The sequence below is a fragment of the Streptomyces sp. NPDC087215 genome (genome assembly GCF_044744885.1).
Taxonomy (GTDB): Bacteria; Actinomycetota; Actinomycetes; order Streptomycetales; family Streptomycetaceae; genus Streptomyces.
Genome location: NZ_JBIUZD010000001.1, coordinates 769,364 through 789,911, shown reverse-complemented (window position 1 = coordinate 789,911; position 20,548 = coordinate 769,364). Strand labels below are relative to the sequence as shown.

The window sequence follows — 20,548 nt, the reverse complement described above, 5'->3', positions numbered from 1 at the left end:
GGCCCGGTGCCGCAGCGCGAGGGCGGGTGTCCGCCCCGCAGGACCACCGGCACCGCACCGCCCCCGTGGAACCGCCGCACCGCCCCCGTGGAACAGGGACACCGGTCCCGCCGCAGCACGACTCACGACCGCGCAGCCCAAGAGCAGTGGAGCCCATGACCGACCGCACGCCCGGCCCGACCTCCCGCCGTGTCCCCTCGCTCCGGCTGCCGTCCTGGCTGCCCGTCGACGGATACGTCCTCGCCCTGCTCGGCACGGTCGGCCTCGCCGCTCTCCTGCCCGCCTCGGGCACCGCCGCCGATGTCGTCGGGGGCACCGCGACCGGTGCGGTGGCCCTCCTGTTCTTCCTGTACGGCGCCCGGCTCTCCACCCGCGAGGCCCTCGACGGACTGCGGCACTGGCGGCTCCACCTCACCGTCCTCGGCGCCACCTTCGTCCTCTTCCCGCTGCTCGGCCTCGCCGCCCGGGGCCTCGTCCCCGGCGTCCTCACGCCCCAGCTCTACGGGGGCTTCCTCTTCCTCTGCCTGGTGCCCTCCACCATCCAGTCCTCCATCGCCTTCACGTCGATCGCCCGGGGCAACGTGCCCGCCGCGATCTGCGCGGGCTCCTTCTCCTCCCTCGCGGGCATCGTCCTGACCCCGCTGCTCGCGGCGGCGCTCCTCGGCGGCGCCACGGGCGGCCTCTCCGCCGACGGGCTGCTGAGGATCGTGCTCCAGCTCCTCGTCCCCTTCCTGGCGGGCCAGGTCCTGCGCCGCTGGGTCGGCGGCTTCCTCGTCCGCAACAAGAAGGTCCTGGGACTGGTGGACCGGGGGTCGATACTGCTCGTCGTCTACACCGCGTTCAGCCAGGGCATGGTCGCCGGGATCTGGCACCTGGTGACCCCGGCGCGGCTCGGTCTGCTGCTCGTCGCCGAGGCCGTCCTGCTCGCGGTGATGCTGACGGTGACCTGGTACGGGTCCGGCCGCCTCGGCTTCGGCCGGGCCGACCGGATCGCGATCCAGTTCGCGGGCTCGAAGAAGAGCCTGGCGGCCGGGCTGCCGATGGCCAGCGTCCTCTTCGGCGCGCAGGCGTCGCTCGCGGTGCTCCCGCTGATGCTCTTCCACCAGATGCAGCTGATGGTCTGCGCGGTCATCGCCCGCCGCCGCTCCGGAGACCCGGAGGAGACGGGAACGGGCTCCCCGGACACCGACGCCCCGGACACCGGAGCCGACGCCGTCGTCGTCGGCGCCGCAGCCGCGAGCGCGGACGCCCCGACGGACACGGACGCGCCCGCGACGGGGGCCCCGGCACGGTGAGCGCGGGCGCGGGGACGACGGGATGTCCGCGCCCGCGCCCGCCGACGGTGGACGTCCCCGGGAGCACGGCACGGGCGCTCCGGAGTCCCCGCACGGGCTCCGGGCGCCCCGCCCCCCTCGCGTACGAGCCCCGAGGAGCCTTCCCGCGCACCGGGTCCCGGGGGCAGCGGTCCCGGACGGACCGCCCCAGAGGAATCCGGCCTTCCGACGGGGCATCCCCGCGAGACGTCGGGGAACCTCGCGCGAGACGGCCCCGGAGCCGCCCGCGTCGAACGGCCCAGGGGCCCGGCCCCGCGCGGGACAGCGCGAAACGTCCCCGGACGCCCCCGGCCCCTCCCTCCGGCAGGACGCCCCGAGAACCCCCGCCCGAGCGCCCGAGCCCCACCCGCCCCGACGCGACCCGCTCTCCCCCGTAGGCCGGATCACACCCACGACCGCCCCGGAATGATCAACACGGCCGCTACGGTGCTCCCATGCCCGCACTCGATCCCGCCCGTACCGCGCTCGTCCTGGTCGACCTGATGGAGCGCATCGTCGCGCTGCCGCTGGCCCCCCGCCCCGGCACCGACGTCCTCGCCGCCGCCACCCGGCTCGCCGACACCTTCCGCGCGGCGGGCGCCCCCGTCGTCCACATCCGGGTCGAGCGCCCGAACGCGGACGCCGCCGCCCAGCCGCCCGGCAGCGAGCTGGTCCCCGGTCTCGTCCACGACGGCGAGCCCGTCGTCGTCAAGCGCACCCTCGGCGGCTTCCACGCCACCGGACTCCACGAACTGCTCACCGGGCTCGGGGCCACCACCCTCGTCCTCGGCGGCGTCGCCACCAACCTGGGCGTCGAGTCCACCGCCCGCGCCGCCGCCGACCTCGGCTACGGCCTGGTCTTCGCCGAGGACGCCATGTCCGCGCTCACCGCCGACGAGCACCGGGCGTCCGTGGACCTCGACTTCCCCCGCCTCGGCACGGTCGCCGCCGTCTCCGCGATCAGCCTGGACGGCCCCCGGTGACCCCGGTCCCGATACGGTACGGGGCCCGCCCCTGCTCCCTCGTCGTCTGCCGCGGCTGCTGCTGCGGCGACGCCCGCAAGAACCCCGGCACCGACCACACGGGACAACTGGCCCGTCTGCGGGAGGCCGCCGCTGCCTCCGGCGGCCGTCTGGTGGTCCGTACGAGCGACTGTCTCGGCCCCTGCGCCCAGGCCAACATCGTCGTCGTGCAGCCCTCCACCGAGGGCAGGCGGCGCGGTGGACGGGCCGCCTGGATCGCCTTCGCGCTGGACGACGACACCCTCGACGACATCCTCACCTGGACGGCGGCGGGCGGCCCCGGACTCGTGCCGCCCCCGGAGACCCTCGCCCTCCAGATGATCGACCCGCCGAAGAACTGACCTCGTCAGCGACCGTCCGGGCGACCGGGCCCCACCGGGGCCCTTGTCACGGTCGGCCAAGCGTTACGGGGGAATCTTGGTGGTTTACGTCACCCGTTACCCATGAGTCTCTGGCAAGACTGGAGAATCCTGCCGGACGATCGAAACACCTAGGGGGTCCCGGGTATGACGGGCACTCGCATTGCCGCGCTCGGGCACTACCAGCCCGCCAAGGTGCTCACCAACCACGACCTCGCGGAGTTGGTCGACACCGACGACGCGTGGATCACGAGCCGGGTCGGCATCCGCACCCGGCACATGGCCGGTCCCGACGAACCCGTCGACGAACTCGCCGCGCACGCGGCGGGCAAGGCCCTGGCCACGGCCGGACTCACCCCGGACGACATCGACCTGGTCCTCGTGGCCACGTCCACGGCGATCGACCGCTCGCCGAACACGGCGGCCCGGGTCGCCGCCCGTCTGGGCATGACCTCGCCCGCGACCATGGACCTGAACGTGGTCTGCGCCGGGTTCACCCACGCCCTGGCCACCGCCGACCACGCCGTGCGGGCCGGTGGCGCCCGGCGCGTGCTGGTGATCGGCGCCGACAAGATGACCGACGTGACCGACTGGACGGACCGCACCACCTGCGTCCTCGTCGGCGACGGCGCGGGCGCCGCGATCGTCGAGGCGACCGAGGACACCGACGACCCGGCCGGTGCCGTCCCGGGCATCGGCCCCGTCCTGTGGGGCTCCGTCCCGGAGATGGGCCACGCCGTCCGGATCGAGGGCAGCCCGCCGCGCTTCGCCCAGGAGGGGCAGAGCGTCTACCGCTGGGCCACCCAGCAGCTCCCGGCGCTGGCCCGGCGGGCCTGCGAGCGGTCCGGTGTCGCACCGGAGGACCTCGCGGGGGTGGTCCTGCACCAGGCCAACCTGCGGATCATCGAGCCGCTCGCGGCGAAGATCGGCGCGGTGAACGCGATCGTCGCCCGGGACGTCGTCGACTCCGGCAACACCTCGGCCGCCTCGATCCCGCTGGCCCTGTCCAAGCTCGTCGAGCGCGGCGAACTCCCCTCCGGGGCGCCGGTCCTCCTCTTCGGCTTCGGCGGAAACCTCTCGTACGCGGGCCAGGTCGTCCGGATTCCCTGACGACCCGGCGGCGCGGGGCCGCACACGGACCGTACGGAGGCCGTACGACGGGGCAGCCCGCCGTACGGCCTCCGGCGCGTCTTCTCCGCGCGTCTCCTCCCGCCTCCGTTCCGCTCCGTCCCGCCGCCCGAGCGCCTGCTCCGTTCGGCGGCGCCCGGTGGCGGGCGGCCGGTGGCGGACCTAGCTTCGGTCGCGGTGAGGGTCGTCGTTCCGGCCGGGGAATCGCTCTCCGGGCCAGGCCCTCCCGTGATCTGGAGGACCGCCATGCGCGCGATACGTGCCGCTTCCGCCGCCCTGCTGGGCGCCGCCGTGGTGGCCGTGACGGCGCCGACCGCCCTGGCGGACGAGGGCGACCGCGGCATCACGTCGTTCGGCTTCTCGGCGACCCCCGCGACGGTCGCCCCGGGCGGCACCGTCACCCTCACGTCCGAGGGCTGCGAGGTCCCTTCGGTGACCGTCACGTCCGGCATCTTCGAGACCGTCACCCTCACCGAGGGCCGTACGGGCACCGCGACCGTCGACGCCGCCGCGGCGGCGGGCGCCGAGTACGAGATCACCTTCGACTGCAAGGGCGAGCGCGGCACCACCAAGGTCACCGTCGCGCACGGCGACACCGGCGGGTACCGGCCCGAGCACGACAACGGGATGCCGCCGGGGGCCCACAAGGGCGTGAAGGCCGGTTACGGCACCGCCACCGCCACCGCCCCGGAGGGCCTGGGCACCGCCGAGGTCGTCATCGGCGTCCTGCTCATCGCCGGTGCGCTCGGCGCCGCGATCACCCTCACCCGCCGTCGCGCCTGAGAGCGGGACCCGAGGGCCGCACACGGCCCCTCCGTCCCGGTGCGACGAGGTCCGGGACGGAGGGGCGCCACACACGGACACACCGACGACAAGGCACCAGGAGGACGTACGTGGGGCGGTGGGACGGCACAGGGCACACGGGCCGCCCGCCGGACACGGCCGGGGACCGCCCGGAGGCCCCGGGCCGGTGGACGCTCCCGGCCCTGCCGGGACCGGCGGGCGGACACGGCGCCTGGGGCCTCGTCGCGGTGGTCCTCCTGGTCGGCGTCCATCTGGTGCGCGGCGGTACGGAGGAACTCCGGGCCGACGGTCCCCCGCAGCCGGTCGCGGCGGCCAGGCCCGAGGTCCCCGGGCCGACGGCCCCGGCCGTGCGGGTCTCCGCACCGCGCCCGCTGCCCGCGTCACCGCCCGTCAGGGTCCGGGTGCCGGCCGTGGGCGTCGACGCGCCGGTCACCGGAGTGGGCCTGGACGCGGACGGCTGGATGGAGGCCCCGCCGCCCGAGGACGACCGGCTCGCCGGATGGTTCACCGGGGCGGTCACGCCGGGGGAGCGGGGCACGGCCGTCGTCGTCGGTCACGTGGACACCCCGAACGGCCGGGCCGTCTTCTACGACCTCGGCGCCCTCCGGAAGGGCCACCGGGTGGAGGTCACCCGCCGCGACGGCCGGACGGCCGTCTTCACGGTGTACGGGGCGGAGGTCGTCCCCAAGGACGCCTTCCCCGCGGCCCGGGTCTACGGCGACACGGGCACCCCGGAGCTCCGCCTGATCACCTGCGGCGGCCGGTTCACCGAGGGGAGCGGTTACGCGGGCAACGTCGTGGTCTCGGCCCGCCTCACCGGCCTCCGCTGACCCGCCTCACCGGCCTCCGACGATCCGACCATCGGCCTCCGCTGACCTGACGGACTCCGCGCCGCGACTGGCCGCCCGCCCGCCTCCTCGCCAGGGTGACCCCAGGGGGACCGGCGTCGGGGGGCGCCGGACTCTCCCCCTCTCCGCCCACAGCCGGACAAAGAGGGCGGCCCACCGTCTGACCACGGGAAACGCGGGTGAAAGTCACCGTGAACCCCTGATACGGTTGCGTTGTCGCCGAGGGGGAAGCCCCGGTGCGGCAGACACCTTGTCCGGGTGGCGGAATGGCAGACGCGCTAGCTTGAGGTGCTAGTGCCCTTTATCGGGCGTGGGGGTTCAAGTCCCCCCTCGGACACCAGCAGAAACCCCAGTTGACCTGGGGTTTTTCTGTTTCTCCGCCTGTGGCGTGACCAACCACGTGACCAACAGCCGAGCGAACTTCCTGGTCAGACCAGGGATGACAGGCCGATACGGCTGGCACTCGAAGCGGCCAGCTTCTTCGCCCCTTCGGCGCGGCGCCTGCCGTAGCGCGCCATGGTGTAGCCCGGCGAGTGGTGCCGGGCGTTGGCGGAGACCTCTACCGGGTTCTCGTGGTTGTCGAGATCGTTCGTGATCTTCGACGCCCGCCAGTCGTGCAGCCGGAAGTTGTCCGGCAGGTGCAGGCGGTTGCGTGCCGTGCGCCAGCGGGCCGACACCTTCTCGGGGTCCTGCGGCCCGCCTGCCTCGCCCCGGTACAGCTTGAAGCCGTCACGGGCGAACACGAGGTCATGGTCCAACCAGAGATCCCCGAGGCGTTCCCGCTCCGCGTCCTGGCGTTCCTTCTGCCACTTGAGGATGTTCATCAGGGCTTGGTCTACGTAGATGATCGCGTTGTCGTCTCCGTCCTTGGTCAGCTTCCGCAGCCGGTACGTGTTGCCTTCCTCCACCACGACCCAGCCCAGTTCGATGGCGCACTCATCCCAGTGGATGAGCGACCACTTCCACCCCAGGACTTCGCTGCGGCGGCATGAGGTGGTCGCGTAGGCGGTCCACAGCGGGGCATCCCGAAGACAGTGGTGAGTCAGGCCGTCGTCACAGGCCCGGTTGCCGCACGGCTTCCATATCTCTTTGAGGAAGTGCGTCGTCTCGTGATCGTTGAGCGTGGGGAAGTCGGGCTGTGCCGCCTTGATCTGCCGTTCCGTGGGCGGGTTGGCAGTGTGGGCCGGGTTGACCGTGAGGAGCTTCCTCGGTCCGGTCACAGAGTCCAGCGCCGCCGAGATGATGTTGTGTATGTGGCGGACGCTCTTGGGTCCAAGCGGCTTGTTCCCGTTCGCCTCGATGGGCGTGCTCTCAAAGAGCCGGTACAGCTCGTCCAGCCGCTCGTCCGTCACCTCCACCACCTTGACCTTGCCGATGTGCGGCTTGATGTGCAGCCGGATCTTCGGCTCGTACCCTTCCTTGGTCGTGTCCTCGCCCCGGTGCTTGGCAAGCCATCCGTCCATGAGCTGTCCCATGGTCATGTCGGAGCGGGGCGTGAGGGTGCCTGCCTCATGGTCGGTGTGCCACTTGCGTAGCGCCCGTTCCGCCTCGGTCTTGTTCTTGTACTCCCGGTCTATCCAGTAGCGCCCCCTCTTGCCCGTCGCCGGATCGAAGTGCAGGGGCGTACGCACGCCCCAGGTGTTCGGTCGGCCCGTGCGCGGGATCTCCACCGGAGTCCCACCGAGCCCGTTGCCGCGCTTTGTCACCCGGCTAGTTCCCCCTCGCTCTGCCCCAGCCGCTACGGCTGTCGTCCCTGTTCGGCATCGATCCCCTTCAGCGTTGCGATCGCCTTGTCCGTGAGCCGTCCGCCGGCCTTGCCTTCGACCTTGGTCAGGAAGCCGCGCTGACGCGCCGCTCGAAGGTGACCCTTCAACGTGGCCTGCTTCGTGCCTGTCCACGTCTCCAGTTCCTGGAGCGGGGCGCGATGTCCCGCCTCAACGACGTGGACATAGAGATCGGAGACCACGGCGAGGTACTCGTCAGACACGCCTTTGGGAAGCGCGGCGAGCCTCTTCCGGAACTCTTCGACCTTGCGCTGTTGCAGATCCTCTACGGCCCCGCGTGCCATCCGCGCCCACGGGGCGAAGTCCTCCGCTTCCTTCGCCGCTGCGGTGATGTCCACCCTGCGGAGGATCGTGGTCGTGATGCCCCGTGCGACTTCCTGGGAGTCGGCCCCATCTCGGGGCTCGATGTGGATGGATCGCGGACCGCCCGCGCCCGCGACAGTGTCGAGCGGCCACAGCATCGCGACCCGCCACGGCCCGATCTCCTGCACCGTCTCTGTGAAGTGCTCTCCGGGGAGGTGCTTCCCCTCTTCGGGGTGCTCTGGTTTCTCAGTCATGGCCGACAACCTACGGAACGCAACCGAACGAGGCAAGTCCAGATGTGACGCATCCGGGTTTGACTGAACCGGACTGATAACTCAGGATGAGCAGCCCGAGGGGAACCATCCCCTCCGCTGACCGAGGAGCCGTCCTTTGCAGAACGCCCGCCTGATGAGCGTCACCGACCTGGCCGAGTACCTGGGCGTGACGCCCGCGTGGGTCTACAACAACCACCGAGCACTCAACATCCCCGCCTGCAAGATCGGCGGACACCTCCGCTTCCGGCCCTCCGACGTGGACCGCTGGATCGAACGGGACTGCCGGGAAGCCGCCTGACCTCAGCTCCAATCCCAAGCCAGCCGGACGGCTGGCCGTGCCTACCAGAAGGGAGCACATGCGAACCACCGACTACCGGCGCACACCGCGCCATACCGGAAGGATCACGACTCAGTGCGCATCGACTTCGGGCCCGGCATTGAATGGGGCGGCATTTCTCAGGCTCACTCCGAACTCATGGCCAGGAACGACGGGCACCTACTTCACTGCCGCGTCTACTTCGCAGCCCTATGGCGTGCGAATCAGATAGGTCACGCAGAGTTCCGGATGGGTGAGCTTGCCACGGTCCTTGTTGGTGATGGCGGAGTCGTCCCGTCCAGGCAGAGCGTCACGAACGCGGTCGCGCGGGCCAAGGAGTTGGACCTCATCGGGCACGACTCAACCGTCCGATGCCTCACCCTGCCGCATCACCACTTCCAGAAGGGCGGCCGAGGAGGCCGCAGGTGCAGCGTGCACGGCGACGTCACCCCTTGGACGCGCGCCGCCTGAGCGCTCACCCCGCCCGGACGACACCCGGCAGGTGTACAAACACCCGGAACGTACACGTCAGGCGTGGCGGAGGGACACGCGGCACGTGTCGTGGTACATGCCTTGACCTGGGGAAACGTTCGCCTGCTCTTTATCTATCTCAGTAGGTTCAAAGCCCTACGAGCCTGGCCCCTCTGGGGCCGACAGCGTGAGGCAACTTACGTAATTACGTGCAGCGGCGAAGGGAAGCAGGGGCGCGGCAGCGCCCCCCAACGGCAAGCGCGACGGCGAAGAGGTAAGCAGGAGTGGCGGCCTCCGGCCGCACATCAGGAAGCCCGCTTCGACAGAGCGGCCCCGAAGGGGGCCGACAGGGGCAAGCTCAGGAAGCTGGCCAGGCGGGGCGCTGCCGCGCCCCCACAATGCGAAGCCCTTCGACTTGTGGCAAGGCGCATGGGCCGCTTACGCGGCCACAGAGCAAGGCGGCTTACGCGAAGCCTCGTAAGGCTTCACTCTTGTGCAGCCCCCGAATGCCGCCCGAGCTAGGCCCAGCGCTCCCACCTGCTACTTCTCCGCCGTTGCTTCTGTCCGCCGTCGTGTGATCGACTCCGGAACCGTGGCAGTGGGAGCCCTGCTAAGGGCTACCGGTGGTGCTCTGCCCTGCTCGTCTCGCCGTCGCCTGATCGACCTTGGGATGGTGGCAGGATTTTTGCTGCCATGACAGGGCGGTCCTCGACTTCGGTGTCAAGGGGTCATCCCCCACCCCTTCGCCGTCGCCTCGTACGTCTCGGCTGTCCGTCTCGCCGTCGCCCTGGCAGGCGTGAGCCCTGCCCTTCCCTCCGCCGTCGGCAGGCTTGCCCGTGCCGCATGGCAGGCGAACGGCTGTACGCCTCTATGGGCGGCCGACAGGTCGTACGCCCCCGAGGAGGCGAGAGCGAAGCGGCAGGCGCTCAGGCAGGCGCACAACCTCACAACAGGGCAGGCAGTCAGGGCGGAGAGAGAGCGCAAGCCAGGGCGCGGCAGCGCCCCACCGCCCGGGGGGTGAGCACGAGCACCAGGACCACGGGCAACGCGGAGAGTGATCACGACAGGGCGTCTCAATAACCTTCGATAGTGAGACGCTCCGCCGAACTCCGGGGCATGTCCGTTTCGCCCCCACTCCAGCATCTCGAAACCCGTCTCAAAAGATCCGTCTCACGACTGGCTTTCGAGACACGTTTATGAGACAGTCCCGATCATGACCACGAACACCCCGGCCGATCAGGTCGAGCGTCACCCCTGCCCGAAGTGCGAAGCCCCCGCCGGTAGCCCCTGCCGGACGGGAGCGGGCAAGGTGGCAGCGAACTACCACACAGGCCGCTTCGCCCTGGTGCCGTCTCTCAAAGCGGAACTCGCCGTGAAGACCCCGGCCGACCGCAACCCCGGCAAGGCGTGGACGCAAGGCGCACCCGTGGTGCAGGCACCCGAGACGACGCCGGGCGCAGCGATACGGATCGGCTACGCCCGTTGCTCCACGGTCGGGCAGGAACTCCAGTCCCAGTTGGATCTACTCGCCCGTGCCGACTGCAACCGCGTCTTCTCGGAGAAGATCAGCACCCGCGTGAAGGAGCGGCCAGAACTGGAGAAGGCGTTGACCCTGGCGCGGGACATCAAGACAGCCGCCCCGAACCAACCGGTGATCCTCACGGTGGTGGAGATGAAGCGCCTTGCCCGCAACGCGGCAGAACTCATGACGCTGTCCTCCACCCTGCAAGCGGACGGCATCCAACTGGAACTCCTCTCCGGTCCCTTGCAGGGCGTGTACGACCCGAACGGGGCGGGCGCCATCGTGTTCGCCGTCCTGGCCGTGGCGGCCGAGGTGGAGCGGGAAGGCATCCGGGAGAAGACGTTGGAGGGGCTGGACGCTGCGGCCCGCAAGGGCAACCACGGTGGACGCCCCTCCGTCGTGGACGACGACAAGCTAGCCGTAGCCCGTGCCCGGCACGCCAAGGGAGAGAGCGTCACAGCCATCGCTAAGGCCCTTGGAATCTCCCGAGCCACCTTGTACCGGCACATCGGTGAGAGCGCCTGAGACAGGCACACAGGGGCGCAGTCAGGCGCTCACCTCGGAGCGCACCGGGACGGGTGGGCGAACACCGGTGAGCGCCTCCGCGCGGGCAACGAGCTGGGGTGCAAGGTCGGGGTACCAGCCACGGGCTACGGCTTGCAGCATCTCCGCCAGCGCAGCGAGTTCCCCGATTCGGCCGGCCGGGCTGTCGAGGGTCGGCGCGAACTCCTTTCGGATGCGGGCGGCTACATCGGGAACGAGCAGGCTGTTGGCGTGCAGGAGCCCCGCGTCATAGCCGAAGGGGACCAAGCCCCACCGTTCCCAGTCCAGCAGGGTCAGGGGTGCAGCGGTGAGGTTGCCCCAGTGCAGGTCACCGTGACCGGTCACTCGCTCCACCCTGGCGGGTGCGGGGATGCCGAGGAACTGGGGGAAGGCGCGTTCGATCCAGCCGTCCCGGACAGTGACCTTCACTCCCTCCGCCTCCGCCAGCAGGTCAAGGGTTCGGAGCAATTCGTCCCACCACTCGTCAGGCAACCCCGGGTCGTGGTCGATGTCGGCCCGGTCCGGGGACACGATCGGCTGCGTCACGTAGTCCAGGACTTCCGCCTCGAAAGCCCAGTCCCCGTCAGTCCAGTCGTGCACCTCGTACAAGCGGGGGCGGGGGACGCCGTCAGGCACCAGCTCGGAGGCGCCGACGATGCCCTCCCCCTGCTTCCTGCCCGCGTTCCTCTTCGCCGTCCGGCTGACCCGTAGCCACCGGTCCCCGGCTCGGCGTCCGAGGGTGACACCGAGGAAGCCCCACGCCAGTGGCCCCGTGCAGGTGAGGCCCAGTGCCTTGGCCGCCCGGTCGTGGGCGGCCTCCATCAGAGCCTGTACCTCCTTATTCAGAGGCGAGTTCATCCGTCACCCTCCTGAGTTCCTGGGCCGTCAGAGGCGCAGCCAGAGCCTTGGCCACATCGTCCCAGTGCTCGCGGGTGCTCGCGGAGGTGAGGACGACATCGAGGTCAGGGCACGAGCCAGCGGCCAGCAGGGCAGCGGCTGCGGCCGACAGGCCGGGGCGGATGAGGTTCACCAGTTCGGGTGTCATGGCTTCGAGAAGTTCGCCCCCGTGCAGGGGAGCGGAGCCGAACGTGATCAGTCCCGCATCCTTCGCCTGCACCAGCGGCCCGCCGCCGTTCAGGGCCTGCGTGATCGGGGCATCCATGATCAGGCTCACGGGCATCTGCAACCCCGTGAAGTGGTGCTCGGCGGAACCCGCCGCCTGCCGGGCCAGCGTGAGCAACTCGGGCACGCTGAACGCCCCGGAGGTCAGGCCCGACCAGGTGGCGACGCCGTACCCGCCGATCCGGCCCGCATGGGCGAACTCCTCCAGCGCCGTGAACGCTTCCCGCACACGCCCGTGCAGAGCCGTACGGTCAAGGCGCTGGCCGTGGTGCTCGGGGTTGTGCACGAACACCAGGTCCACGCGCCCGAGCGCAGCCAACGACCGCTCCGTCTGCCAGCGGACAAAGCCCCGCTCAAGGCTGTGCCTACCGGCCGCCTCTTCCCGGGTGAGCAAGTCCTCAGCCAGTGCGGTGCGGCCTTGCTTCTCCGTGAAGACCCCCGTCTTCGTGGCTACCCGCACGGTCGGGTACTCCCCGAGAACCGGGCGCAGTTCCTCATGCGCCCGGCCATGGGCGTAGTTGGGTGCCGTGTCCACCCAGGGGCTACCGGCGGCCAGGGCGGTGCGTGCCGCCTGACTGACGGCACGCACGCGGTATGTCCCCAGGCAGAGCGCGGCGGTCACAGCGCCGTCCCCACGACTGCGACGGCGTGGCCGTCGATGAGGACGGAGACCAGTTCGGCCACCTCCTTGACCTCCAGCCCGGCGGAGTCGGCGAGTTCGCCGAGCGTGGTCGGCTGGTTGGTCAGCAGCGTGCCCAGCGCGGGAGCGGCGGACTCGGCGAAGTCCCACGCCGTACCGGCCGCCGAGAAGGTGACCGTGCCCTGTTCGCGGTTCGCCGTCAGGCGACCCCTCGGAGCGGTGAGCTTGACCGTGATCTCGCCCCGTGCTGGCAGTCCATCCACGTACGGCAGGGACGGAATCGCGTGGCCCAGGTCGGTCGTGTCGATCGACTCCGCCCACCGTTCCACGAGGCGCGGGTCCGCCATCATGTCGGCCACCTCACGGCGCAGGGCGTCGGTGAAGTCCGCCTGTTCCGCCAGCGAGCCGAAGCGCGGGATGTCCCTGCGGAGCGCGAGGGACGCCCGAAGCTGATCCACGACCCAGAGCATCAGGTCCGCGCCCGTGTGCGCGACCGTGCCGAAGGTGAGGTGAAGGGATTCCGTCCCCTGGTCAGCGGTGACGGAGTGCCACCAGCCGCGCGGCAGGTAGAGCACGTCACCCGGGGACAGAACGAGGTCCGCCACCGGGTCGCCCTCCGGCTCCTCCGGTGACTCCACGTCCCGGAAGGTCGGTGCCTCACGGGTCATCCCCCACAGGCGCCACCGCTTCGAGCCGTGCAGTTGGACCACCACCACGTCGTGGTCGTCCCAGTGCCGGCCGAAGCCCTCCCGCTCGGTCCACGAGGCGTACACGTTGGCCTGCACGGAAGTTCCGAGGAAGCGAGCCAGCCCCTCCGCAGCCACCCCCACAGCGGGGTGGATCTTCTCCACCGCGTCGAGGACCAGCGACGCCCCGTCCCTGAGCTGGGCGTGGAAGTCGGACGGTTGGATGCGGGACCAGGTGACCGCTCGGCGGTTCGTGGTGGGGATGGCGTAGCGGTGGAGCGGGACCATCTCGCCATCGACCGAGAGGCGCAGCCGGGGCGGCTCCAGCCGCTGTGTGGCGATGATTCGGTTCAGGTCGTCCCAGGAGAACAGGCCCGCCGCGTCTGCGGCTCCGGGGATGTGTGCGTAGGAGCGGTGGTACGTCCGGGCGAGGAACTTGTCCCCGCCCAGACGCCCCGCCCACGAGGCTGCATCAAGCAACGTGGGCGCTCCCGTCAGTCGTTGCCGTCGGAACGGCCACCGCTGACGTCCGACTCCTGCTCGGCACGAGTGCGCGCGGCCACGATCTTCCGCTTCGCGACGAGCAGGCCACCCCCCTCGGGGGCCACCGAACCGGCGTTCTCTTCCACCATCGGACTACCTCTCTCTTCTCGGGGACTCCCGCCCGGGATCAGGCGGGAAGCAAAGGGGGACAGCGGCGAGTCCGGCGGTTACCGGGTCGCCAGGGCTCCGGCGAGAACCAGGGCACAGCCGCCGAGGATCATGGCCAGGTACAGCGGCCCCGCGTACCGGCCGAAGTGGCGCAGCACCCAGCGGCCCAGGCCACGACTCACGCCGTCTTCGGCTCCGCCGCGACAGGGCGGAGATCACTCACAGACGGCGAGCTGCGGCCCGTGCAGCGAGGGCACCCGCAGGGCGGGTACTTGGTCGGTGAACCCAAGATCACTGCGTTGCGCGGGCCCACCTGCACCTCACGAACCGGGCCGTACGTCCGGCCGCCGTCGTATGACACCCGCAGGGTCATGCGTCCGCCGTCGCGGTTTCTCGTTTCGTCTCGCTCGGTCGCCGCCATGGGGGAAATCATTGGCCCAGAAACCGGCGGCTGTGTAGTTCTTTCCCGTCATGGACTAAAGATCATGAACGGCAAGCGGCAGACCACTCCGCCAACAAGGCTCGCGCTTCCTCTCCGAACAACGCGTAACCCTCCAGCGTGGAGAACAGTTCGAGATGCATTTCGATGTCTCTTGGATCTCTCAGGATCACGACACCGGTTGTGTTCTCCACAGTGGCCAGAGTGTTGTCGTAGACGGTGAAGGTGTCCATGGGCGCCATGGGCTTGTATCCCGCGATGGGGATAACGCCGAGCTTCACGTTCGTAAAGTGGGTAAGTGAGGCCAGTCGATCAATCTGCATCGCCATCGCAGCCGGGGGCAGGAGCGGCCACCTCACAGCCTGCTCGGTCAGGATGAAGGTAAACCGCTTCTTCGTATCGTAAAGAACCTCTTGCCGCTCCAGCTTCCTCGCGATCGTCTTAGTGACATCGGCCGGAGAATGGGCAAGGCTGGCCCGGATGTACTCAGGGGTGGACAGTAGTCCCGTAATCATCGAGAGCAGGAAGAAGCGGAATTCCGTAGACGAGGATTCGAGGGCTGCAAGTTCAGTCTGCTTCTTCTCAAGGCCCCTACGACGCAGCGATCGCAGGTCCTGCCATTCGGTGTTGGCCAGCCGTGCAAGGGCGATGACCTCCTCGATGACCTCGGGCGGAGCCACAACAGCCCGGAGGATTCTTTCCAGGTCCAGCAGGCTCGGCTGAGCCTTCCCGTTCTCGATCCGACTGATCTTCGATTGGGACATGTTGCAACGCCGAGCGAGCCGGTCCCCAGTGAGGCCGGCTCGCTTGCGTAGTTCTTTCAGCAGGGCCGCCAGCTCCTGTTTAGGCTGGCCCATCTGCTCAGGGTCGAACGTCACCCGCTCACGTACTCCAGGAATGGAACCGACTCGGCAACGGCAATTCGCTTCCACTGCCGGTACGGTTCGGGATCGCCCTCGTACAGCTCCCGGTTTATCTGCGTCCCGTCCGCCCGGTAGTTCATCAGGACCACCTTGGACTCATCGAACATCCAGAAGTCCTGGCCCGGAAGTCCCGGGTTCTCCCGGTCGGTTAGGTCGAGGATGCGGATATCCTCGCCCGCCTTCACGTGGTGCCGGTAGTAATACTCGAACTCGAACCGAAGGTAGTCCGAGAGTGGGCGGGTCACGACGTGTACCCTGCCGACGCTCTTTCCTTCCGAGGTCCATTGCCGAACCTCGTCCATCCATGCCGACGTGTAATCGTCGGGGGATTTCTCCCCGGCGAGGAAGCGCTTCAGCTTCTCCGCTTCCTGGGGCATGGTGTAGGCGGGCAGCGTCTCCAGCCGCCACGCCTCACGCTCCATGGAATCGAAGCAGTCATTCCACGCGTCACCATCCAAGTGCACGGAATGCCTCCCTGAGAACCGCCTCGGGGATTTCCACGAGCCCTTCCCCGGAGGGCGGAGTGAAGGCGTCGGACACGTCGCCCTGCACCACGAACGATCCGGTAGCCGTGCGGTACACGTTCGGGCAGTCCTTCTCTCCGCACTCGCCGTTGCCGTTGCCCGTGAGCCGGGTGAGTGCTGAACGTTCGGACATGCCAAACCCCCTTGCTCTGGCCCCGTTTGGGCCGCCTGACCAACGACACTAGAGGGGGCGGTGTCACGCGTCTATGCGTGAACGCGACTATGCGTGTCCTTGCATAAACAGGGCGGCGACCGCCCCGGGCCCACCCTGGTACGCGGTCGCGCACGTGCCCGTGCAGACTGGGCGTAGCCCGTGGCGCCGTCCGGGAAGCCTGACCAGGGACGGACTCCTCGTAGGAGGGTTGGTCACGTGACCAACGCATGACCAACAGGGGTCCGAGAGGGCCTGAAACAGCAGGAAAGAACAGGAGAAACGCCCGCCGGAATCAAGCCTGTCGACGGGCGTTTTCCCAGGTCAGAGCGGTTGGGGGCTGGTGCCCGAGAGGAGAGTTCAAGTCCCCCCTCGGACACCGAAGGAAAGTGCCGGTCGATCTCGAATCGACCGGCACTTCCCGTATGCCCGGATGTGTGCGGGGACGAGGGGCATCCGCCGCGAAAACCCCTGGTAGAGTTATGTGTGTCGCCGAGGGGGAAGCCCTGGTGCGGCAGACACCTTGTCCGGGTGGCGGAATGGCAGACGCGCTAGCTTGAGGTGCTAGTGCCCTTTATCGGGCGTGGGGGTTCAAGTCCCCCCTCGGACACCGAAGGAAAGTGCCGGTCGATCTCGAATCGACCGGCATTTCTCGTATCCGCACGAGGGTCGTGAGGAAAGGCCGTCGGCGTGGGGATTCCACCGCGCCGAGACGGTCCGTTGCCCGTCAGGGCTTTCTCGCCACCGCCAGTCGGCACCGGGGACTCCCGTCCTCCCCGCGGCCCAGGGGCTCCAGGGGGAGGAGGGTGACCTCGAAGCCCGTCTCCCTCAGACGGGTGCGGACGTCCGCGAGGCGGAAGGTGCGGTAGTACATGACGAACGGCGGGCGGCGGACCGTGTTGCGCAGCCGCATCGCCGTGTCGAAGGCCCACAGGGTCCAGTAGGCGCGGGAGCCGACCCGGGGCGGGGCCGGGAGCGGGAAGGCGAAGACGCCGCCGGGCCGCAGCGAGGCGTGGACCTGGGCGAACAGGGTGCGCTGGGCGTCCGGCAGGAAGTGGCCGAAGGCGCCGAAGCTGACCGCCAGGTCGAAGGCGGGGGCGAACGGCAGCGCCAGGGCGTCGGCGCGGACCAGAGTGGCGGCCGGATGCGCGAGACGGGCCCGGTCCAGCATCCCCGTACTGAAGTCGACCCCCGCGATCCGGCCCGCGCAGACCGAGCGGAGGACGTCGAGGCCCGCACCGGTGCCACAGCAGACGTCGAGGCCCGTGGTGAAGGGACCGAGGGGCTCCAGGGCGTCGGCGACGGCGCTCAGCACCCGGTCGGAGGTGCGGAACGGGGTCGCGTCGAACTTCTCCGCGAGGAGGTCGTAGCCGTGCTCGACCGACGAGAGGGCCTGCACGGCCAGTTCGCGGAGGCTGGGTCCCTGCGGGGTGAACATGCCCCCGACCCTATGCCGTCGCGGTCCGCGCGCGTCAGAGCGCGCTGCGCACCGCGGGCGCCGTCCAGGACGGCGCGGTGCCCGTCAGCTGGCATACCAGCAGGTAGAGCGGGATCGGCGGGGTGTAGGGCGAGGTGCCGTCGGGGTGGTGGACCAGGCGCGGCCCCCGGTCGGGGATCTCGGCGCCGGGGGCGTAGCAGGCGGGCAGCGGCCAGGCCAGCTCCAGGTCGGAGCCGGAGGGGACGAGCCACCACCACCAGTCGGAGTCCGCGTAGACGCAGCCCTTGGCGGGGAGCCGGGAGAGGATCTTGAAGCCGAAGCGGGCGGGGACGCCGACGGCGTCGCGGCCCAGACCGGTGCTGAGCCCGGCGGGAACGGTGAGGAGGGTGGTGCCCACTTCGCGGGGCAGGTCGGCGGGGGAGCGGCGGGACTCCGGCGCGCGGTGGGCGGGAGATCCGGAGGACCCGCGGTCGGTGGGGGACCTGAAAGACCTGCGGTCGGTGGGGGACCTGAAGGGTGCGGGGAGCAGCGGCATCATGCGGGTGGCCATGGACCTCAGCACGGTTCCCCCATGCCGTGGGCGAGCTCCGCCCAGACGACCTGTGCGGTGCCGTGTCCGGTGCGCTCGGCACCCCAGGCGGTGCACAGGGCGTCCACGATGAGGAGGCCGCGCCCGCGTTCGTCCTCGCCGCAGTCGCGTATCCGGGGGCCCGCCGGGCCGCCCTCGTCGCGCACGGCTATCCGGAGCGTCTCCTCGCCCTCGCGGAGTTCGCAGATCACCCGGCCGCTCGCGGTGTGCACCACGGCGTTGGTGATGAGTTCGGAGACGACCAGGGCGACCGTGTCGCGTATGCCGGGGCCGCAGCCCCAGAGGATCAGCCGTTCCTCGGCGAGTCTGCGGGCCCGTGCGACGGAGGCGGTGAGGGCCGGGAGCTCGAAGGCGAAGCGTCGGACGGTATCGGCCTGCTGCTGCGGGCGCTGGGCCATGACTCGGGGGCTCATGAGACCTGAAGGCTGCGCGTTACCAGAGGCCACGACCGGTTCCTCACGACAGTGGGCAGGACTTGCCGTACGGCGCGGTCGCGGTGACGCGGGGGCGTACGGCGACAGCGTGTACTGGTTCACCGGATCACTGTCCTCCTGACTCGGACACTTGGCAAGTGGCACTCTGGAAATTGCAGAGTGCCGTGTTCTCTCTGGCCCTGCTTCGTGGCACACTCGTCGAAACAGTGCGTCGGGGAGGTCTGAGAGTGAGCGAGCCGCGGTCCGCCCCCACAGTGGGACAGGTCGTTCTCGGCAAGCGCCTGCAGGATCTGCGGGAGCGTGCCGGCCTGAAGAGGGAAGAGGCCGCGAAGGTCCTCCGGGTCGCCCCGGCCACCGTCCGGCGGATGGAGACCGCCGAGGTCGCACTGAAGATCCCGTACGTGCAGCTCCTCCTGAAGGAGTACGGGATCACGGACTCCGAGGCGGAGGGCTTCATCGCCCTCGCGGAGGAGGCCAACCTCCCCGGCTGGTGGCAGCGGTTCCACGACGTGCTGCCCGGCTGGTTCTCCATGTACGTCAGCCTGGAGGGGGCCGCCAGCCTCATCCGGGCCTACGAACCCCAGTTCGTCCCCGGTCTGCTCCAGACCGACGACTACGCCCGCGCCATTCTGCGCAGCGGAGCGGTCGGCGGCGGCAGCGATGCCGACAGGGAAGAGGACACCGAACGGCATGTGGCCCTGCGGATGGAGCGTCAGTCCCTGCTGACCAGGGAGGACGCCCCGAAGTTCTGGGTGATCATGGACGAGACGGTGTTCCGCCGACCGGTCGGCGCCGGGCCCGAGGTGATGCGCGACCAGCTCGACCGGCTGCTCGAAGCGTCCGAGCTGCCGAACGTCACCCTGCAGATCGCGGAGTTCGCGTCCGGACACCATCCCGGTACGTACGGACCGTTCGTCCTCTTCCGCTTCGCCATGCCGGAACTCCCGGACATGGTCTACAGCGAGTACCTGACCGGCGCCGTCTACCTCGACGCGCGCCCCGAGGTGGCATCCCACCTGGAGGTCATGGACCGCATGGCGGCGCAGGCCGCGACTGCACAACGCACGAAGGAGATTCTCCGGAATCTCCGCAAGGAGCTGTGAATGGATCGCGTATACAACGGGATGCCCGCCGCCGAGCTCGGTGCCGAGGGCTGGCACAAGCCCTGGAGCGGCGGGAACGGGGGCAACTGCGTCGAAGCCATGAAACTGGCCGACGGCAGGGTCGCCGTGCGACAGTCCGCAGACCCTGAAGGACCCGCGCTCATCTACACCCATGGGGAGATCGCCGCATTCATCCAGGGGGCCAAATCAGGCCAGGCTGACTTTCTTCTCACCTGAGCCCTTCCGTCCCACCCGCTTCGTCGCGTAACTCTTTCTGTAGCGCCACCCGATCGTCCCCACCAGGAGAGCCGATGACCCAGGACCCCGCATCCGTACGGATCGACACCAGTACGCCGCATCCGGCACGCATGTACGACTGGTTCCTGGGCGGCAAGGACAACTACCCGGTCGACGAGGCGATGGCACGCCAGCTGCTCACCGTCGACGCCCGGGGCCGTGACATGGCCCGGGTCAACCGGGCCTTCATGCACCGCGCCATACGCTGGCTCAGCGCCCACGGCGTCCGGCAGTACCTGGACATCGGCACGGGCATCCCCACCGAGCCGAACCTGCACCAGATCGCGCAGCAGGCGGCGCGGGACTCCCGCATCGTCTACTGCGACAACGACCCGATCGTGCTCGCGCACGCGGCCGCACTGCTGCGCTCGACCCCGGAAGGGGCCACCGAGTACATCCAGGCGGACGCCCGCGACCCGGAGATCATCCTCGAAAGGGCCGGAAAGGTCCTTGACTTCGATCAGCCCATCGCGCTTTCGATGCTGGCCCTGTTGCACTTCGTCGGGGACGAGGACGGCGCGTACGACCTGGTCAGCAAGCTGGTCGACCAGCTCGCGCCGGGCAGCTATCTGGTGCTCTCGCACGTCACCGGGGACTTCAACCCCGAGGGCGCGGCGAAGGCCGCCGCCATGTACAAGGCGCGCGGACTGACCCTGCGGCCCCGCTCGCGCGACGAGCTGGCCGCGTTCTTCGACGGACTGGAGTTCGTCGAGCCCGGGGTCTCTCTCACCGCCGAATGGCACCCGGAGCTGGGCGAGCCCGTCCCGGTCCCGGGCGACGAGCCGATCCCGGGGTGGGCCGGAGTGGCCCGCAAGCCCTGATCGGCGGACCGTGACCCACGGACCCGTGCCCCACGGACCGTG

At 69.8% G+C, this 20,548-nt stretch carries 24 protein-coding genes and 2 tRNA genes; 13 read left to right on the top strand and 13 right to left on the bottom strand.

What is annotated here, in order from left to right; all coding sequences use genetic code 11:
* Positions 1 to 155 precede the first annotated feature (155 nt).
* The 7 genes from ACIO92_RS03395 to ACIO92_RS03365 all read left to right on the top strand — a co-directional run bounded on the left by ACIO92_RS03395 (position 156) and on the right by ACIO92_RS03365 (position 5,814).
* Positions 156 to 1,295, top strand: a complete 1,140-nt coding sequence (locus ACIO92_RS03395; RefSeq protein WP_366442834.1) for a bile acid:sodium symporter family protein — start codon at positions 156 to 158, stop codon at positions 1,293 to 1,295.
* Between the two features lie 473 nt (positions 1,296 to 1,768).
* The gene (locus ACIO92_RS03390; protein ID WP_366442835.1) at positions 1,769 to 2,296 is read left to right on the top strand and encodes an isochorismatase family protein; all 528 of its coding nucleotides are present in this window, start codon (positions 1,769 to 1,771) and stop codon (positions 2,294 to 2,296) included.
* The gene (locus ACIO92_RS03385) at positions 2,293 to 2,676 is read left to right on the top strand and encodes a (2Fe-2S) ferredoxin domain-containing protein (RefSeq protein ID WP_366442836.1); all 384 of its coding nucleotides are present in this window, start codon (positions 2,293 to 2,295) and stop codon (positions 2,674 to 2,676) included. Before ACIO92_RS03390 ends, ACIO92_RS03385 begins: the two co-directional genes overlap by 4 nt.
* 165 nt (positions 2,677 to 2,841) lie before the next feature.
* Positions 2,842 to 3,804, top strand: a complete 963-nt coding sequence (locus ACIO92_RS03380; protein ID WP_366442837.1) for a beta-ketoacyl-ACP synthase III — start codon at positions 2,842 to 2,844, stop codon at positions 3,802 to 3,804.
* A 264-nt stretch (positions 3,805 to 4,068) separates the two neighbouring features.
* The gene (locus ACIO92_RS03375; protein ID WP_402281010.1) at positions 4,069 to 4,605 is read left to right on the top strand and encodes a hypothetical protein; all 537 of its coding nucleotides are present in this window, start codon (positions 4,069 to 4,071) and stop codon (positions 4,603 to 4,605) included.
* Positions 4,606 to 4,808: 203 nt separating this feature from the next.
* Positions 4,809 to 5,456: a class F sortase gene (locus ACIO92_RS03370; protein WP_402281213.1), complete on the top strand. Its 648-nt coding sequence runs from the start codon at positions 4,809 to 4,811 to the stop codon at positions 5,454 to 5,456.
* 270 nt (positions 5,457 to 5,726) lie between these two features.
* A tRNA-Leu gene (locus tag ACIO92_RS03365) sits at positions 5,727 to 5,814 on the top strand.
* An 88-nt stretch (positions 5,815 to 5,902) separates the two neighbouring features.
* Here the strand turns inward: ACIO92_RS03365 and ACIO92_RS03360 are convergent.
* A complete protein-coding gene (locus ACIO92_RS03360; protein ID WP_402281012.1) occupies positions 5,903 to 7,105 on the bottom strand; it encodes a tyrosine-type recombinase/integrase in 1,203 nt (400 codons plus the stop codon).
* Between the two features lie 107 nt (positions 7,106 to 7,212).
* Positions 7,213 to 7,815 (bottom strand): hypothetical protein, encoded by a 603-nt coding sequence (locus tag ACIO92_RS03355; RefSeq protein WP_402281014.1) that lies wholly within the window; start codon positions 7,813 to 7,815, stop codon positions 7,213 to 7,215.
* 136 nt (positions 7,816 to 7,951) lie between these two features.
* On the opposite strand from ACIO92_RS03355, the gene ACIO92_RS03350 reads away from it, so the two are divergent.
* Both ACIO92_RS03350 and ACIO92_RS03345 read left to right on the top strand, forming a co-directional pair.
* The gene (locus tag ACIO92_RS03350; protein WP_402281016.1) at positions 7,952 to 8,134 is read left to right on the top strand and encodes a helix-turn-helix domain-containing protein; all 183 of its coding nucleotides are present in this window, start codon (positions 7,952 to 7,954) and stop codon (positions 8,132 to 8,134) included.
* Between the two features lie 1,702 nt (positions 8,135 to 9,836).
* A complete protein-coding gene (locus tag ACIO92_RS03345; RefSeq protein WP_402281018.1) occupies positions 9,837 to 10,670 on the top strand; it encodes a recombinase family protein in 834 nt (277 codons plus the stop codon).
* Between the two features lie 21 nt (positions 10,671 to 10,691).
* Here the strand turns inward: ACIO92_RS03345 and ACIO92_RS03340 are convergent, their stop codons facing one another.
* From ACIO92_RS03340 to ACIO92_RS03305, 8 genes are all read right to left on the bottom strand, one after another.
* The gene (locus ACIO92_RS03340; protein WP_402281020.1) at positions 10,692 to 11,546 is read right to left on the bottom strand and encodes a hypothetical protein; all 855 of its coding nucleotides are present in this window, start codon (positions 11,544 to 11,546) and stop codon (positions 10,692 to 10,694) included.
* Positions 11,527 to 12,432: an aldo/keto reductase gene (locus tag ACIO92_RS03335; RefSeq protein WP_402281022.1), complete on the bottom strand. Its 906-nt coding sequence runs from the start codon at positions 12,430 to 12,432 to the stop codon at positions 11,527 to 11,529. The genes ACIO92_RS03340 and ACIO92_RS03335 overlap by 20 nt, the downstream gene beginning before the upstream one ends.
* The gene (locus ACIO92_RS03330) at positions 12,429 to 13,616 is read right to left on the bottom strand and encodes a cupin domain-containing protein (RefSeq protein ID WP_402281024.1); all 1,188 of its coding nucleotides are present in this window, start codon (positions 13,614 to 13,616) and stop codon (positions 12,429 to 12,431) included. Before ACIO92_RS03330 ends, ACIO92_RS03335 begins: the two co-directional genes overlap by 4 nt.
* 14 nt (positions 13,617 to 13,630) lie before the next feature.
* The gene (locus ACIO92_RS03325) at positions 13,631 to 13,768 is read right to left on the bottom strand and encodes a hypothetical protein (protein ID WP_402055856.1); all 138 of its coding nucleotides are present in this window, start codon (positions 13,766 to 13,768) and stop codon (positions 13,631 to 13,633) included.
* 78 nt (positions 13,769 to 13,846) lie between these two features.
* The gene (locus tag ACIO92_RS03320; protein WP_391627703.1) at positions 13,847 to 13,969 is read right to left on the bottom strand and encodes a hypothetical protein; all 123 of its coding nucleotides are present in this window, start codon (positions 13,967 to 13,969) and stop codon (positions 13,847 to 13,849) included.
* A gap of 301 nt (positions 13,970 to 14,270) precedes the next feature.
* Positions 14,271 to 15,104, bottom strand: a complete 834-nt coding sequence (locus ACIO92_RS03315) for a helix-turn-helix domain-containing protein (protein WP_402281027.1) — start codon at positions 15,102 to 15,104, stop codon at positions 14,271 to 14,273.
* Positions 15,101 to 15,613, bottom strand: coding sequence for a DUF6879 family protein (locus ACIO92_RS03310; protein ID WP_402281029.1), 513 nt, complete (start codon positions 15,611 to 15,613; stop codon positions 15,101 to 15,103). The genes ACIO92_RS03315 and ACIO92_RS03310 overlap by 4 nt, the downstream gene beginning before the upstream one ends.
* On the bottom strand, positions 15,597 to 15,806 hold the full coding sequence (locus tag ACIO92_RS03305) for a hypothetical protein (protein ID WP_189418471.1): 210 nt from the start codon (positions 15,804 to 15,806) through the stop codon (positions 15,597 to 15,599). Before ACIO92_RS03305 ends, ACIO92_RS03310 begins: the two co-directional genes overlap by 17 nt.
* A gap of 543 nt (positions 15,807 to 16,349) precedes the next feature.
* Between ACIO92_RS03305 and ACIO92_RS03300 the strand changes: the two genes are divergently transcribed.
* Positions 16,350 to 16,434: transfer RNA gene (locus tag ACIO92_RS03300), tRNA-Leu, on the top strand.
* Between the two features lie 117 nt (positions 16,435 to 16,551).
* Here ACIO92_RS03300 and ACIO92_RS03295 read toward each other — a convergent pair.
* From ACIO92_RS03295 to ACIO92_RS03285, 3 genes are read right to left on the bottom strand one after another with little or no spacing between them, the layout of a single operon-like run.
* The gene (locus ACIO92_RS03295; RefSeq protein WP_401237410.1) at positions 16,552 to 17,262 is read right to left on the bottom strand and encodes a class I SAM-dependent DNA methyltransferase; all 711 of its coding nucleotides are present in this window, start codon (positions 17,260 to 17,262) and stop codon (positions 16,552 to 16,554) included.
* A 34-nt stretch (positions 17,263 to 17,296) separates the two neighbouring features.
* Positions 17,297 to 17,812, bottom strand: a complete 516-nt coding sequence (locus ACIO92_RS03290) for a hypothetical protein (protein ID WP_402281032.1) — start codon at positions 17,810 to 17,812, stop codon at positions 17,297 to 17,299.
* A 5-nt stretch (positions 17,813 to 17,817) separates the two neighbouring features.
* Positions 17,818 to 18,249 (bottom strand): ATP-binding protein, encoded by a 432-nt coding sequence (locus ACIO92_RS03285; protein ID WP_402281215.1) that lies wholly within the window; start codon positions 18,247 to 18,249, stop codon positions 17,818 to 17,820.
* Between the two features lie 263 nt (positions 18,250 to 18,512).
* Here ACIO92_RS03285 and ACIO92_RS03280 point away from each other — a divergent pair, with 263 nt between their 5' ends.
* The 3 genes from ACIO92_RS03280 (at position 18,513) to ACIO92_RS03270 (ending at position 20,506) form a co-directional block, all read left to right on the top strand.
* Positions 18,513 to 19,388 carry a helix-turn-helix domain-containing protein gene (locus tag ACIO92_RS03280; RefSeq protein WP_401237406.1) on the top strand — a complete coding sequence of 292 codons (876 nt, stop codon included), beginning with the start codon at positions 18,513 to 18,515 and terminating at the stop codon, positions 19,386 to 19,388.
* Positions 19,389 to 19,625: a DUF397 domain-containing protein gene (locus ACIO92_RS03275; RefSeq protein ID WP_317875019.1), complete on the top strand. Its 237-nt coding sequence runs from the start codon at positions 19,389 to 19,391 to the stop codon at positions 19,623 to 19,625. It begins immediately after the preceding gene.
* 74 nt (positions 19,626 to 19,699) lie between these two features.
* Positions 19,700 to 20,506: an SAM-dependent methyltransferase gene (locus ACIO92_RS03270; RefSeq protein ID WP_366442843.1), complete on the top strand. Its 807-nt coding sequence runs from the start codon at positions 19,700 to 19,702 to the stop codon at positions 20,504 to 20,506.
* Positions 20,507 to 20,548: the final 42 nt, after the last annotated feature.

What these genes read in the sequence shown, in the direction of transcription:
- ACIO92_RS03395 (WP_366442834.1), top strand. Translation starts at nt 156, where the DNA reads ATGACCGACCGCACGCCCGGCCCGACCTCCCGCCGTGTCCCCTCGCTC.
- ACIO92_RS03390 (WP_366442835.1), top strand. Translation starts at nt 1,769, where the DNA reads ATGCCCGCACTCGATCCCGCCCGTACCGCGCTCGTCCTGGTCGACCTG.
- ACIO92_RS03380 (WP_366442837.1), top strand. Translation starts at nt 2,842, where the DNA reads ATGACGGGCACTCGCATTGCCGCGCTCGGGCACTACCAGCCCGCCAAG.
- ACIO92_RS03375 (WP_402281010.1), top strand. Translation starts at nt 4,069, where the DNA reads ATGCGCGCGATACGTGCCGCTTCCGCCGCCCTGCTGGGCGCCGCCGTG.
- ACIO92_RS03355 (WP_402281014.1), bottom strand. Translation starts at nt 7,815, where the DNA reads ATGACTGAGAAACCAGAGCACCCCGAAGAGGGGAAGCACCTCCCCGGA.
- ACIO92_RS03345 (WP_402281018.1), top strand. Translation starts at nt 9,837, where the DNA reads ATGACCACGAACACCCCGGCCGATCAGGTCGAGCGTCACCCCTGCCCG.
- ACIO92_RS03340 (WP_402281020.1), bottom strand. Translation starts at nt 11,546, where the DNA reads ATGAACTCGCCTCTGAATAAGGAGGTACAGGCTCTGATGGAGGCCGCC.
- ACIO92_RS03325 (WP_402055856.1), bottom strand. Translation starts at nt 13,768, where the DNA reads ATGGTGGAAGAGAACGCCGGTTCGGTGGCCCCCGAGGGGGGTGGCCTG.
- ACIO92_RS03305 (WP_189418471.1), bottom strand. Translation starts at nt 15,806, where the DNA reads ATGTCCGAACGTTCAGCACTCACCCGGCTCACGGGCAACGGCAACGGC.
- ACIO92_RS03295 (WP_401237410.1), bottom strand. Translation starts at nt 17,262, where the DNA reads ATGTTCACCCCGCAGGGACCCAGCCTCCGCGAACTGGCCGTGCAGGCC.
- ACIO92_RS03290 (WP_402281032.1), bottom strand. Translation starts at nt 17,812, where the DNA reads ATGGCCACCCGCATGATGCCGCTGCTCCCCGCACCCTTCAGGTCCCCC.
- ACIO92_RS03285 (WP_402281215.1), bottom strand. Translation starts at nt 18,249, where the DNA reads ATGGCCCAGCGCCCGCAGCAGCAGGCCGATACCGTCCGACGCTTCGCC.
- ACIO92_RS03275 (WP_317875019.1), top strand. Translation starts at nt 19,389, where the DNA reads ATGGATCGCGTATACAACGGGATGCCCGCCGCCGAGCTCGGTGCCGAG.
- ACIO92_RS03270 (WP_366442843.1), top strand. Translation starts at nt 19,700, where the DNA reads ATGACCCAGGACCCCGCATCCGTACGGATCGACACCAGTACGCCGCAT.